At 64.9% G+C, this 12,945-nt stretch carries 14 protein-coding genes; 8 read left to right on the top strand and 6 right to left on the bottom strand.

From position 1 onward, the window contains the following. Position 1: 1 nt before the first annotated feature. The 4 genes from hemW to rph form a co-directional block, all read right to left on the bottom strand. On the bottom strand, positions 2 to 1,165 hold the full coding sequence (gene hemW / locus EN990_RS23940; RefSeq protein ID WP_127369520.1) for a radical SAM family heme chaperone HemW: 1,164 nt from the start codon (positions 1,163 to 1,165) through the stop codon (positions 2 to 4). After that, positions 1,162 to 1,809, bottom strand: coding sequence for an RdgB/HAM1 family non-canonical purine NTP pyrophosphatase (gene rdgB, locus EN990_RS23935; RefSeq protein WP_024502184.1), 648 nt, complete (start codon positions 1,807 to 1,809; stop codon positions 1,162 to 1,164). The genes hemW and rdgB overlap by 4 nt, the downstream gene beginning before the upstream one ends. Then, positions 1,809 to 2,219 (bottom strand): VOC family protein, encoded by a 411-nt coding sequence (locus tag EN990_RS23930; RefSeq protein ID WP_127369521.1) that lies wholly within the window; start codon positions 2,217 to 2,219, stop codon positions 1,809 to 1,811. The genes rdgB and EN990_RS23930 overlap by 1 nt, the downstream gene beginning before the upstream one ends. A 183-nt stretch (positions 2,220 to 2,402) precedes the next feature. After that, entirely contained in the window at positions 2,403 to 3,119 is a 717-nt protein-coding gene (gene rph / locus EN990_RS23920) for a ribonuclease PH (protein WP_013528632.1), read from the bottom strand. A gap of 157 nt (positions 3,120 to 3,276) precedes the next feature. On the opposite strand from rph, the gene hrcA reads away from it, so the two are divergent. The 6 genes from hrcA to EN990_RS23890 all read left to right on the top strand — a co-directional run bounded on the left by hrcA (position 3,277) and on the right by EN990_RS23890 (position 8,870). Continuing rightward, positions 3,277 to 4,374: a heat-inducible transcriptional repressor HrcA gene (gene hrcA / locus EN990_RS23915; RefSeq protein WP_027161211.1), complete on the top strand. Its 1,098-nt coding sequence runs from the start codon at positions 3,277 to 3,279 to the stop codon at positions 4,372 to 4,374. A 24-nt stretch (positions 4,375 to 4,398) separates the two neighbouring features. Next, positions 4,399 to 4,596 carry a hypothetical protein gene (locus tag EN990_RS23910; RefSeq protein WP_013528634.1) on the top strand — a complete coding sequence of 66 codons (198 nt, stop codon included), beginning with the start codon at positions 4,399 to 4,401 and terminating at the stop codon, positions 4,594 to 4,596. Between the two features lie 98 nt (positions 4,597 to 4,694). Further along, positions 4,695 to 6,047: a sorbosone dehydrogenase family protein gene (locus EN990_RS23905; RefSeq protein WP_127384834.1), complete on the top strand. Its 1,353-nt coding sequence runs from the start codon at positions 4,695 to 4,697 to the stop codon at positions 6,045 to 6,047. 272 nt (positions 6,048 to 6,319) lie between these two features. After that, positions 6,320 to 6,937 carry a LysE family translocator gene (locus tag EN990_RS23900; protein ID WP_013528636.1) on the top strand — a complete coding sequence of 206 codons (618 nt, stop codon included), beginning with the start codon at positions 6,320 to 6,322 and terminating at the stop codon, positions 6,935 to 6,937. Between the two features lie 196 nt (positions 6,938 to 7,133). Further along, on the top strand, positions 7,134 to 8,114 hold the full coding sequence (cysK, locus tag EN990_RS23895) for a cysteine synthase A (RefSeq protein WP_013528637.1): 981 nt from the start codon (positions 7,134 to 7,136) through the stop codon (positions 8,112 to 8,114). Positions 8,115 to 8,243: 129 nt separating this feature from the next. Then, entirely contained in the window at positions 8,244 to 8,870 is a 627-nt protein-coding gene (locus tag EN990_RS23890; protein WP_127368650.1) for a glutathione S-transferase family protein, read from the top strand. A 3-nt stretch (positions 8,871 to 8,873) separates the two neighbouring features. On the opposite strand, the gene EN990_RS23885 is transcribed toward EN990_RS23890, so the two are convergent. Together EN990_RS23885 and EN990_RS23880 are read right to left on the bottom strand one after the other, a co-directional pair. Then, positions 8,874 to 10,118 (bottom strand): RNA polymerase sigma factor, encoded by a 1,245-nt coding sequence (locus tag EN990_RS23885; RefSeq protein ID WP_127365457.1) that lies wholly within the window; start codon positions 10,116 to 10,118, stop codon positions 8,874 to 8,876. Next, on the bottom strand, positions 10,118 to 10,471 hold the full coding sequence (locus EN990_RS23880) for a YciI family protein (RefSeq protein ID WP_013528640.1): 354 nt from the start codon (positions 10,469 to 10,471) through the stop codon (positions 10,118 to 10,120). Before EN990_RS23880 ends, EN990_RS23885 begins: the two co-directional genes overlap by 1 nt. Positions 10,472 to 10,727: 256 nt before the next feature. Here EN990_RS23880 and EN990_RS23875 point away from each other — a divergent pair, with 256 nt between their 5' ends. Together EN990_RS23875 and EN990_RS23870 are read left to right on the top strand one after the other, a co-directional pair. Then, entirely contained in the window at positions 10,728 to 11,687 is a 960-nt protein-coding gene (locus EN990_RS23875) for a TAXI family TRAP transporter solute-binding subunit (protein WP_024502189.1), read from the top strand. A gap of 14 nt (positions 11,688 to 11,701) precedes the next feature. After that, positions 11,702 to 12,945: TRAP transporter fused permease subunit (locus EN990_RS23870; RefSeq protein ID WP_127388401.1), on the top strand; the 1,244-nt coding region annotated here is incomplete at its 3' end.

Raw genomic sequence — 12,945 nt, 5'->3', positions numbered from 1 at the left:
GTTAGCGCGCCAGATCGGCGACCACCGCGTCGAGCACGATCATGCCGGCGGCCGTGGCGCGCAGGCGCGCATTGCCGATCGGCGCCACCAGCCCTTCGCCCTGCAGCATCGACAGCCGCGCGCTCGACAGGCCGCGCCCGGAGAACGCCTCGTAGCGGGAGAGATCGATGCCTTCGGCCAGCCGCAGGCCCATCAGCAGGAATTCGTCGGCCTCTTCCGAGCGCGTCAGGATCTCGCCGCCGGTGACGCCATGGCCCTTGGCCTCGACCAGATTGGCCCAGGTTTCCGGCATCCGCTCGGCGATTGTCACCGTGCGGCGGCCGTTCTCGACGAAGCGGCCATGCGCGCCCGGCCCGACGCCGACATATTCGCCATAGCGCCAATAGGTCAGGTTGTGCCGGCTCTCGGCGCCCGGCCTGGCGTGGTTGGAAATCTCGTAGGCCGGCAGGCCGTGCGCCGTGGTGATCTCCTGCGTCAGCGCATAGAGGTCGGCGGCATGGTCGTTGTCGGGGATGACGAATTTCTTTGCCGCATGCAGCGCGTGGAAGGGCGTGCCTTCCTCGATGGTCAGCTGGTAGAGCGACAGATGGTCGGCGGCATGGCCGATCGCCTGTTCCAGCTCCGATGCCCAAGCCTCCGGCGTCTGGCCGGGGCGGGCGTAGATCAGGTCGAAGGACAGCCTTGGGAATATTTCCCGCGCGAAGCCGATGGCGTGCAGGGCCTGTTCGACATTGTGCAAACGGCCGAGGAAGCGCAAATCCTTGTTGTTCAGCGCCTGCACGCCGAGCGACACGCGATTGACGCCGGCTGCCCGGTAGCCGCGAAAGCGCTCGGCCTCGACCGAGGACGGATTGGCCTCCAGCGTCACCTCGATGCCGGCAGGCACCGTCCAGTTCTTCGCCACGGCGTCCAGAACCCTGGCCACGGTTTCCGGCTTCATCAGCGAGGGCGTGCCGCCGCCTAGAAAAACGCTGGTCACCTCGCGCGGCCCGGTGCGCTCGCGCATCGTCGCCAGTTCGGCCTCGAAGGCGGCGGCAAAGCGCTCCTGGTCGACCGGCTGGTGGCGAACATGGCTGTTGAAGTCGCAATAGGGGCATTTGGCCGCGCAGAACGGCCAGTGGACATAGACGCCGAAGCCGGGCGCCCGGTCGAGCAGCATGCTCATGCCGAGCCCAATCGAGCTTGGGCGAATTTCTGGAAGGCGCGGGCGCGGTGCGACAGCGCCGTGGCCTGGCCGGGCTTCCAGCCATGCTTTTCCTCGGCGCTCATTTCGCCGAAGGTTTTTTCGAAGCCATCGGGCAGGAACACAGGATCGTAGCCGAAGCCGAGCTCGCCGCGCGGTGGCCAGACCAGCGTGCCCTCGGCCTCGCCGCGATAATATTCCGCCTCGCCGTCGGGAAACGCCAGGCAGATGACGGCGACAAAGCGTCCCTTGCGCTGCTCCGGCAAGGCGGCGCCGACCTCCTGCAGCGCCACTTCGGTGCGTTGCATGGCCATGCCGAAGTCACGCGAACCGTCCGGGGTTTCGGCCCAGTTGGCGGTGTAGACGCCGGGCGCGCCGTCAAGCGCGTCGACGCACAGGCCGGAATCGTCCGACAGCGCCGGCAGGCCGGTCGCCTTGGCGGCGGCGAGCGCCTTGATGTAGGCGTTCTCCTCGAAGGTGGTGCCGGTCTCGTCCGGCTCCGGCAGGCCATACTCCCTGGCCGACTTCGCTTCGAAGCCGAACGGTCCCATCAGGTCGGCGAATTCGCGCAGCTTGCCCTCATTATGGCTGGCGACGACGATCTTCTTGCCATCGAGAGAATGCATCAAAGGCCCCAGATTCTTGGCTCGGCAAATTCGATCGAATTGCCCGAGGGGTCGCGTATATAGATCGAACGGCCGCCCTGCGGCCACTCGAATTCGCTCTCGATGGCGATCTTCTTTGCCTCCAGATGGGTTTTCCAGCCGGCGATTTCATCGGCGGTCGCCGTAAAACAGAGATGACCTTGGCCGACCGCGCCGTGCGGTGGCACCGGCAGCCTCGCGTCAGGCGCCGGCGGGATTTTGGTTGCCTCGGCGTTGAAGACGAGCAGCACGCCGGGGCCGCAGCGGAAGAAGAGGTGGCGGCCGTCGACCTTGCCGAGGAGATTGAGGCCGAGGATGTCGGTGTAGAAGGTTTCGGCGGCGGGCAGGTCTGTGACGTAGAGGGCCGATTCCAGGATCGCGGAGGGTGTCACGAGGCGCCCCCCTCTGGCCTGCCGGCCATCTCCCCCTCAGGTGGGGAGATTGGCAGCTTCTGCATTGTCGCGCACCCTACAACGCCGGAGATTGGCGAAGCCCTAGACGACATCCGATCTCCCCACTTGAGGGGGAGATGGCCGGCAGGCCAGAGGGGGGCGCTCAGGCTCGACATCTAAAAACTAAGCCACCGCCATCTGCTGCAAACTCACCAGGCGCTGGATGCCTTTCTTGGCCAGGCCCATCAAGTCCGCGAACTGCTCCTCGGAGAAAGGCTCGCCCTCGGCGGTGCCCTGGATCTCGACGATGCCACCCTTGCCGGTCATGACGAAATTGGCGTCGGTGCCGGCTGCGGAATCCTCGATATAGTCGAGGTCGATGACCGGCTGGCCGTCATGGATGCCGCAGGAGATCGCCGCGACATGGTCCTTCAGCACCTTGGCGACGCTGGCCATCTGGCGGGCTTCCATCCAGCGCAGGCAGTCATACAGCGCCACCCAGCCGCCGGTGATCGAGGCGGTGCGGGTGCCGCCATCGGCCTGGATGACGTCGCAGTCGACGGTGATCTGCTGTTCGCCCAGCGCCTGCAAATCGACCACGGCGCGCAAGGAGCGGCCGATCAGCCGCTGGATTTCCAGCGTGCGGCCGCCCTGCTTGCCGGCCGAAGCCTCACGGCGCATGCGCTCGCCGGTCGAGCGCGGCAGCATGCCGTATTCCGCCGTCACCCAGCCCTTGCCGGAGTTGCGCATCCAACCCGGCACTTTTTCCTCGAGGCTGGCCGTGCACAGGACATGCGTGTCGCCGAACTTCACCAGGCATGAGCCTTCGGCATGCTTGGAGACGCCACGCTCGAAGGAGATGGCACGCATTTCGTCGAATTGGCGTTTGGAAGGGCGCATTCAGGGCTGCTTTCTTGTCATTTTTCGGAATCTTGGCCGGCTTGTAACCGCATGGGACGCGTGGCGCAAAGGAAAATGGGCTGACGATCGGACACAGACACCGGGTTGCGCGGGTGCGGTGTAAGTCTATATCCTTGGGCCGGAGGTTTTTGGCCGTATGACCAAGGCAGTCGATCCGAGTTCGCAGTCGCCCGCGCTTCAGTCGCCAGTATTCCAGGCGCTCGACATGCGTTCCCGCGACATCTTCCGGCGCATCGTCGATTCCTATCTCAGGGACGGTGAACCGGTGGGATCGCGCAGCCTGTCGCGTATCCTGCCGTCCTCGCTGTCGCCGGCGACCATCCGCAACGTGATGAGCGACCTCGAGCATCTCGGCCTGATCTACGCGCCGCACATTTCGGCCGGCCGGCTGCCAACGCAGGCCGGCCTGCGTTTCTTCGTCGATGCCTTCATGGAGCTTGGCGACCTTTCCGACGAGGAGCGCCGCGCCATCGAGGCACAGGTGCGGGCGTCCGGCTCCGGTGCGACGCTGGAGCACATGCTGACCGAGGCCAGCCAGATGCTGTCGGGCATGTCGCGCGGCGCCGGCCTGGTGCTGGCCGCCAAGAACGAGGTGGCGCTGAAGCACATCGAATTCATCCAGCTTGAGCCGACGAAGGCGCTGGCGGTGCTGGTGTCGCAGAATGGCGACGTCGAAAACCGCGTCGTCGACCTGCCCGCCGGCATCACCGTCTCGCAACTGCACGAGGCCTCGAATTTCCTCAACGCCCATATACGCGGTCGCACGCTTGCCGAGGCGCGGATCGAGATCGCTCGCATCAAGGAAGAAACCAGGGCCGCGCTCGACACGCTGTCGCAGGACCTGGTGGAGAAGGGGCTGGCGGTGTGGGCCGGCGCCGACAGCGGCCTGCCGGCACGGCTCATCGTGCGCGGGCGTGCCAATCTGCTTGAAAACGTTACCGCCCAGGCCGACATCGAGCTGCTGCGCCATCTGTTCGAGGACATGGAGACGCAGGACGGGCTTATCCAGCTGCTTGACCTCGCCGAGCAGGGCTCGGGTGTGCGCATCTTCATCGGCTCGGAAAACAAGCTGTTTTCGCTGTCGGGCTCGTCGCTGGTCGTCGCCCCCTATCGCGACAAGGATGCCCGCGTCGTCGGCGCGCTCGGCGTCATCGGCCCGACCCGGCTGAATTACGCGCGCATCGTCCCAATGGTCGACTATACGGCGCAGCTGATTTCACGCATGCTGCGCTGAGCTGATCCAACCGAGGAGACGACGATGGCGCTCGAAGAATTCAAGGCCCGGATCAGCCTGCTGCTGGAGGAGATGGTCAACCAGCCGGAAGACCAGCACGAGATCCAGGAGCAGCTGCGCGAAAAGCTACGGGAAATGCGCGCCATGGGCCTGCCGCTGCCGGCCGACCTCGTCGAGTTGGAAAAACGCCTCGACGACGATTTCTACGCCGCCGGGACCTGAACCGGAAAACCGCAAGCTTCCTTCACCTCATCGTGTGCCGTGGAACGATCGACGAAACCGGTCGTTCCTGTTTTCACGCCCGAACACTGGAGGACCGAATGATGCGTTTTGCCGGCCCCGCACTTTCCGCCGCACTGTTTCTCTCGACCGCTTCATTCGCCCAGCAGGCGGACGAACCGGTGCTGAAAGGCGCGGCTGCCTTCGGCGACTGGCGAGCGGACAAGCCGGGCACCCGCCGCCTGATCAGACCGGATGATCTGCCCAAGCCCAATGCCACCCGGTCGACCTCGAACAGCGCCGGCATCGCGGACATGCCGGCAGACGCGAAGCTGCAACTGCCGCCGGGTTTCTCGGCCGAGCTGGTTGCATCGGGCATCGACAATCCACGCGTCGTACGCGTCGCACCGAATGGCGACCTGTTCGTCGCCGACAGCAAAGCCAACCAGGTCCGCATCTATCGCCTCGCCGAAGGCAGTGCGAAGCCGGCGCAGGACGGCATCTTTGCCGGCAATCTCAACCGGCCCTATGGCATTGCCTTCTATCCGCCGGGCGCTGACCCGCAATGGGTCTATGTCGCCAACAGCGACAGCATCGTGCGCTTTGCCTACCGCAATGGCGACCTGAAGGCCTCCGGCGACCCGGAAACCATCGTCGGCAACATCCCCGCCAGTCATCACTGGACCCGCGATATCGCCTTCTCGCCGGACGGCAAGACGCTTTACCTTTCGGTCGGCTCGGGATCGAATGTCGCCGAGGACATGGGCCGGGAGCCGAAAGGCGGACTCGATGCCTGGGCGAAATCGCAGCCGCTGGGTGCAGCCTGGGGTTCTGAAGACGGCCGCGCCGACGTGCTGGCCTTCGATCCCGATGGCAAGAACGGCCGCATCTTTGCCGCCGGCCTGCGCAACTGCTCGGGTATGACTGTGCAGCCGGCGACCGGCGCGCTGTGGTGCGTCGTCAACGAACGCGATGCGCTTGGCGACAATGTGCCGCCCGAATACGCGACCGTGGTCAAGGAGGGTGCCTTCTATGGCTGGCCCTGGTACTATATCGGCAACAATGAGGATCCGCGCCACAAGGGTGAGCGCCCCGATCTTGCCGGCAAAACGACCGTTCCCGATGTGCTGATGCAGGCGCATTCGGCGCCGCTCACCATCGCCTTTTACGAGGGGAAGAGCTTTCCAGCTGAATACAAGGGCGATGCGTTCGTCGCTCTGCATGGTTCATGGAACCGCGGCAACAGGACCGGCTACAAGGTGGTGCGGTTGCTGTTCAAGGACGGCAAGCCGACCGGCGCGTATGAGGATTTCATCACCGGCTTCGTTGTTTCCAACGGTGAGGTCTGGGGCCGGCCGGTCGGCGTGGCGATTGCGAGCGACGGTGCGCTGATCGTCAGCGAGGACGGCAACGGCACCATCTGGCGTGTCACCCATGGCGACGGTCCGTCCTGATCTGCTCAGGTAACGCAGGCCCCCTCACCCGGATTGCCAACCGAATTGCGAAGAGCAATTCGGGACAATCCGACCTCTCCCCGAGGGGAGAGGAGTCAGCAGACGCTGGCGCCCGTCTCTTCTCCCCTCGGGGAGAAGGTGGCCGCGAAGCGGCCGGATGAGGGGGCTTCGTAAGGCGAGCCCTCGATATCTGGTGCAATAGAATCCGGCCCCAGGAAATTCAATCTTGGCCTGTCCCATGCAATAAAACGCTCTGATCCGAGACCAGTGCCATGACCCTTACCGGATTCCTCGCCTATAGTGCGGCCCTCGGCATCGCCGCCGCGATTCCTGGTCCCGGCATCACCGCGCTGGTCGCCCGTGCGCTCGGCTCAGGCTTCCGATCGTCGCTGGCGATGTCGTTTGGCCTGATGGTTGGCGACATCACCTATCTGACCGCCGTGGTGCTTGGCCTCGCCTTCGTCGCACAATCCTTCGGCATGGTTTTCCTGGCCATCAAATGGCTCGGCGTCGCCTATCTCGCCTTTCTCGGCTGGCGCTTCTGGAACAGCGGCATCACGCCCGAGACCGTCGAGGCCGGAAAAGGCAAGGGCGGCTTGCTGTCGAGCTTTGCCGCCGGCCTGACCGTTACCCTCGGCAATCCGAAGACGATGATCTTCTATCTCGCGATCACGCCGACCATCGTCGACCTGAAAACCATCACGCTGGCGGATTACGGCATCCTCGTCGCGCTGACCGTTGTCGTGCTGTTGGTGGTGCTGGTGCCGTATCTGGCGCTGGCGGCCAAGGCGCGCTGGTTTCTGAAATCGCCCCGCGCGCTCAAGGCGCTGAACCGCACGGCGGCCGGCTTCATGGTCGGTGCTGCTGCAGCGATTGCCGCTCGGCAATAGAGAGCTTTCGGCCAAAGCATTTCGCAAACAGGCCTTTGCGAGAAATGCTTTTCCGGGACGGCACGGTTTTAGAGACAGGTCCCACTCGGATATTTTCAGCCGACAGTCTATCTTGCGCGACCGAAGGCCCTATCTTGCCGGCTGCAATTCCACTGCCTGAAATCCTTACTCGCCTGAAGTTCTGGGAGCGAAACAAATGAACAAGTCCGCCACATCAGCCCGCGTGCCCGGCCGCGGCCGCGTCTACAATTCCATCACCGATACGATCGGCGACACGCCCCTGGTGCGGCTCGACAAGTTCGCCAGGGAAAAGGGCATCGTCGCCAATCTCATCGCCAAGCTCGAATTCTTCAATCCGATCGCCTCGGTCAAGGACCGCATTGGCGTGGCGATGATCGAGGCGCTTGAGGCATCAGGCAAGATTTCTCCCGGCAAGACAACGCTGATCGAACCGACGTCGGGCAACACCGGCATCGCGCTTGCCTTCGCCGCCGCGGCCAAGGGCTACAAGCTGATCCTGACGATGCCCGAAACAATGTCGGTCGAGCGCCGGAAAATGCTGGCGCTGCTCGGCGCCGAGCTGGTGCTGACCGAGGGTCCGAAAGGCATGAAAGGCGCCATCGCCAAGGCCGACGAACTGGCAGCGACGATCCCCAATGCGATCATCCCGCAGCAGTTCGAGAACCCGGCCAATCCGGAAATCCACCGCACGACGACGGCCGAGGAAATCTGGAACGATACGCATGGCGAGGTCGATATCTTCGTCGCCGGCATCGGCACCGGCGGCACCATCACCGGCGTCGGCCAGGTGCTGAAGAAGCGCAAGCCCTCCGTGCATGTCGTCGCTGTCGAGCCCGACTCCTCGCCGGTTCTGTCGGGCGGCCAGCCCGGCCCGCACAAGATCCAGGGCATCGGCGCCGGTTTTGCGCCCAAGATCCTCGACACGACGATCTATGACGAGATCGTCAAGGTGTCGAACGAGGATTCGGTGGCCAATGCCCGCCTCGTCGCCCGCCTCGAAGGCGTGCCGGTCGGCATCTCTTCGGGCGCCGCCCTGCAGGCGGCCATCGTCGTCGGCTCGCGGCCGGAGAACAAGGGCAAAAATCTTGTGGTGGTCATCCCGTCCTTCGCCGAGCGCTATCTGTCGACAATCCTGTTCGAGGGGCTGGGATCGTAGTCCGACGCTCCTTCGCGTCCAAGCTGGCCCGCTGAAAACACGCGCGTGGCCGCCATCGGCGGCTTGAGCGCGGCACCGCTTCCGGTTCATATCGCCCCGGCCTGCTTTGCGCGGCCGGGGGAGAATTTCATGTACAAGCTTTATACCCGTCCTGGCAGCGGCGGCTTCGTCGTCGAGGCAGCGCTGGCGTTGGCGAATGCACAGTTCGAGCAGATCGACGTGCCGAAGACCGACCGGCCCGACCCCGCCTTCCTCGACATCAGTCCGTTGAACCAGGTGCCGGTGCTGACCTTGCCGGACGGAAGCTCGATGACGGAATCGGCGGCGATCTGCATCCTGCTTGCCGAGCGTCATCCCGATGCCAATTTGGCGCCGGCAGCAGACGCGCCTGCCCGCGCCGATTTCCTGCGCTGGATGGCCTTCATGTCGTCGGTGCTCTATCCGGCGGTGCTGCGTTTCTACTACGCATACCGCTACACTGCCGATCCCGAAGGCACCAAGGCGGTCAAGCAGGCAGCCGTGGCCGAGATGGACCGTGGCTTTGCCGTTCTGGATGCCGCGCTCGAAGGCCGTGACTGGCTGGTCGGCGACCGGATGTCGCTGGCCGACATCTATCTGGTCATGCTGGTGGCCTGGCATCCCGACATCGACAGCGCGTGGACGGCATGGCCGAACATTGAACGCCTGTGGGCGCGGCTGCGCGACCATCCGCTGATGAAGACGCTCAACACCTCGCACGAGATGTGGCCGGGCTGAAGCTCAATTTCTGAGCACTGCCCGCTTTTCCTGCAGGAAGCGGCGCACCGCCGGGTCGCGCTCGAGGCCGATCGCCCGGTCATAGGCTTCGCAGGCTTGCGGTACCTGACCAAGCCTGGCCAGGAGACCGGCGCGTGCGGCCCAATAGGGCTGATAGTCATCAAGCCGTTTGTCGTCGCCCAGCACGTAGAGGGCCGCCAATCCCGCCACTGCGCCCTCGGCCTCGGCGATCGCCACCGCGCGGTTTATCGCCACCACCGGCGATCCTGCGATCGAAAGCAACGCATCGTAGAGCTCGCGGATCGCCGCCCAGTCGGTGCGGCCGGTCAGCCGTCGTGCCGCATGCGCGGACTGCACGGCCGCCTCAAGCTGGTAGCGGCCGATGATGCCCTTGGCCGCGGCGTTGGAAAGCAGCGCCTCCGCCTCATCGATCAGGGCGCGGTCCCATAGAAGGCAATCCTGTTCCGCCAGCGGCACGAAGTCGCCGGCGGCGCTGCGCCGTGCGGCGCGGCGCGACTCAGCAAACAGCATCAGCGACAGGAGGCCCAGCGCCTCCGGCTCCTCCGGCAACAGCGAAGCCACCAGCCGGCCGAGCCAAATGCCTTCGGTCGCCAGATTGCGCCCTCGCGTCTCGGTGCCCGCCGGGTCGGACCAGCCTTCGGCGAAGGCGGCGTAGATCGCTTCCAGCACCGCATCCAGCCGTTCGCCGAGTTCGGCCTGCTCCGGCACGCGGAACGGAATACCGGTTTCACGGATGCGGGACTTGGCTCGCACCAGGCGCTGGCCCATCGTTGCCGGCGAGACCAGGAAGGCGGAAGCGATCGTCGCGGCGTCGAACCCCAGCACCGTCTGCAGGATGAGCGGCGAACGCACGCTCGATTCGATCGCCGGATGGGCGCAGGCGAACATCAGCCGCAGCCGCTCGTCGGGCAGGTCTTCGTCGGTCATGCGCGCCTCCGCTTCCTCGGCAATCAGCTTGAGATGCTCGCGGCCGGCCTCGCTGGTCAGCCGGCGCCGCACCGCATCGACGCGGCGCCGCCTTGCCACCGCCAGCAGCCAGGCTTCCGGTTTCTTGGGTACGCCGGTTCTTGGCCAGCGTTCGAGGGCGGCGGCAAAGGCATCGGCCAGCGCGTCCTCGGCTGCGGCCACGTCGCGCGTGCGGGCCGCGAGCCAGGCGACAAGCTTGCCGTAGCTTTGCCGGGCGGCGGTTTCCGCTGCCGCCCGCGCGATCTCCAGGCCACTTTCCATCACATGGTCTGTTCCCAGATCGGCCGCAGCTCGACCGTGCCGGCGCTGGCCGCGGGGCAGCGCGCCGCCCAGGCGATAGCGGCATCGGCATCCTCGGCCTCGATCATGTAGAAGCCCGCAAGCTGCTCCTTGGTGTCGGCATAGGGGCCATCGAGCACGTTGGTCTTGCCATTGACCATCCGCACCGAAGTGGCGGCCTGGGTCGGCTTCAGCCGGTCGCCGGCCAGCCAGGCGCCGGATTTCTTCAACGCATCGGTATACGCGCCATAGGCAGCGCTGATCTCGTAGGTCTTATCGGTCGGCGCGGCCGCCATCGCGGCTTCATTGACGTAGATCAAAAGCATGTATCGCATGGTCTTCTCCCGTTGTTTCGAAGGCTGCTTCGTTTGCGAGCCGGACGTATGTCGCGCGGCCCTGGCCGATTTCGACAGGCATTGGAAAAATCTTTCGGCTCCGAAGACATTTCACGCAAGCGGCCATCTGTGCATCCGCACTCAACCATTCGTCTAACGCATGGGATTGCGGGTTGGCATTTCCATCTCGCTGTCTAAACTCGCTTCTGTTCGCGTCAGGGAGGTGATGCGGCTGCTATTTCAGGGAGGAAATCAGATGTTCCATTTCAGGACGAAACTTGTTGCGGCCGGCGCCGTGGCGCTGTCGCTTGGCCTAGGCGCTGTTTCCGCCAAGGCGCAGGAATTCATCAATGTGCTCACCGGCGGCACATCTGGCGTCTATTATCCGCTCGGCGTGGCACTGTCGGAAATCTACGGCAAGGGCATCGAAGGCGCCCGCACCCAGGTGCAGGCAACAAAGGCTTCGGTCGAAAACCTCAATCTGTTGCAGCAGGGCAAGGGCGAGATCGCGTTTGCGCTGGGCGATTCCGTCAAGCTGGCCGCCGAAGGCAATGCCGAGGCCGGTTTCCCCGGCAAGCTCGATAAGTTGCGCGGCATCGCAGCCATCTATCCCAACTACATCCAGATCGTCGCCAGCCGGGAGTCCGGCATCAAGACGCTGGCCGACCTCAAGGGCAAGAGCCTGTCGGTCGGCGCGCCGGCCTCCGGCACCGAGCTCAATGCCCGCGCCATCTTCGCCGCCGCCGGGTTGAAGTATGAGGATCTCGGCCGGGTCGAGTATCTGCCCTTCGCCGAATCGGTCGAGCTGATCAAGAACCGGCAGCTCGACGCCACGCTGCAATCGGCCGGGCTCGGCGTCGCCTCGATCCGCGACCTCGCCACCTCCGTGCCGATCAATGTCGTGGCGGTGCCGGCCGAGGACGTCGCCAAGATCGGCGCGCCCTATCTGTCGGTGGTCATTCCCAAGGGCACTTATGAAGGCCAGAGCGAGGATGTCGCCACCGCCGCCGTCGGCAATTTCCTCATCACCCGCGCCGATGTCTCCGACGAGACCGCCTACCAGATGACCAAGCTGATGTTCGACCATCTCGACCAACTGGCTGCGGCACATGCCGCCGCCAAGGCGATCGACCCGGCCAAGGCGCTCGACGGCATGCCGGTGCCGCTGCACCCCGGTGCCGAGCGGTACTACAAGGAGAAGGGCTTGTTGAAGTAGGGCGGGTCCGTCGGATGACCGAAGCAACGTCTGGAACGTCAACCGACGGCAAATCCGCCACCTTCCATCTGCCTGCCGTCGAAGAACAGGTCGAAGGGCTGCCGCCGGGCTTCGGCGACGGCCTTGCGGGCAAGGCCGCCTTTCTCATCGCCGTCGCCTTTTCCGTGTTCCAGATCTATGTCGCCGCCTATGGCAGCATTCCGAGCCAAGTGGTGCGGGCCATGCATGTCGGCTTCCTGCTGCTGCTCGGCTTTGGCCTGATCGCCAATCTACGCGCCAAGAGCATGCCGGCGAAAGCCGCGTTCTGGACGCTCGGGGCGCTCGGCTTCGGCACCGGCCTCTACAATTGGGTGTTCTACACCGATCTGATCCGCCGCTCCGGCTTCCTGACCACGCCGGACCTCATCTTCGGCGCGGTGCTGGTGGTGCTGGTCTTCGAGGCAGCGCGGCGGCTGATGGGGCTGCCGCTGGCGGTCATCGCTTTCATCTTTCTCGCCTACTGCTTTTTCGGCAACCATTTGCCGCCGCCGCTCATCCATCGCGGCTATGATTTCGCCCAGCTCGTCGACACCTTCGCCTACGGCACCGAAGGCATCTACGGCACGCCGATCTATGTCTCGGCCGCCTACATCTTCATCTTCGTCGTCTTTGCCGCCTTTCTAGAACGCGCCGGCATGATCGCGCTGTTCAACGATTTCGCGCTTGGCCTGGTCGGCTCGTGGCGCGGCGGCCCGGCGCAGGTCTGCGTCCTGTCCTCGGCGCTGATGGGCACCATTTCCGGCTCGGGCGTCGCCAATGTGGTGGCCAGCGGCCAGTTCACCATCCCGCTGATGAAGCGCTTCGGCTTCCGCTCGGCTTTTGCCGGCGCCGTCGAGGCGACCTCCTCGATGGGCGGCCAGATCATGCCGCCGGTAATGGGTGCGGTCGCCTTCATCATGGCCGAGACGCTGAACGTGCCTTATGCCGAAGTGGTCAAGGCGGCGATCATCCCGGCGCTGCTCTATTTCGGCGCCTGCTTCTGGCAGGTGCATCTGGAAGCCGGCAAGGCGGGCCTGCACGGCATGGCCAAGGCCGAGCTGCCCAATCCGTGGGACGCGGTGCGGCAACACTGGCCGCTGGTGCTGCCGCTGGCCGCGCTCATCTACCTGCTGTTTGCCGGCTATACGCCGATCTTCGCCGGCACGATGGGCCTGGCGCTGACCATCGTGCTCATCCTCGGCACGCCGTTGGCGGCAGCGATCGGGCCGCTGGCCTTCCG

The sequence above is a fragment of the Mesorhizobium sp. M7A.F.Ca.US.005.03.1.1 genome (assembly GCF_003997975.1).
Taxonomy (GTDB): domain Bacteria; phylum Pseudomonadota; class Alphaproteobacteria; order Rhizobiales; family Rhizobiaceae; genus Mesorhizobium; species Mesorhizobium ciceri.
The sequence above is the reverse complement of the archived record's forward strand: the minus strand, read 5'-3'. Positions and strand labels throughout refer to the sequence as shown.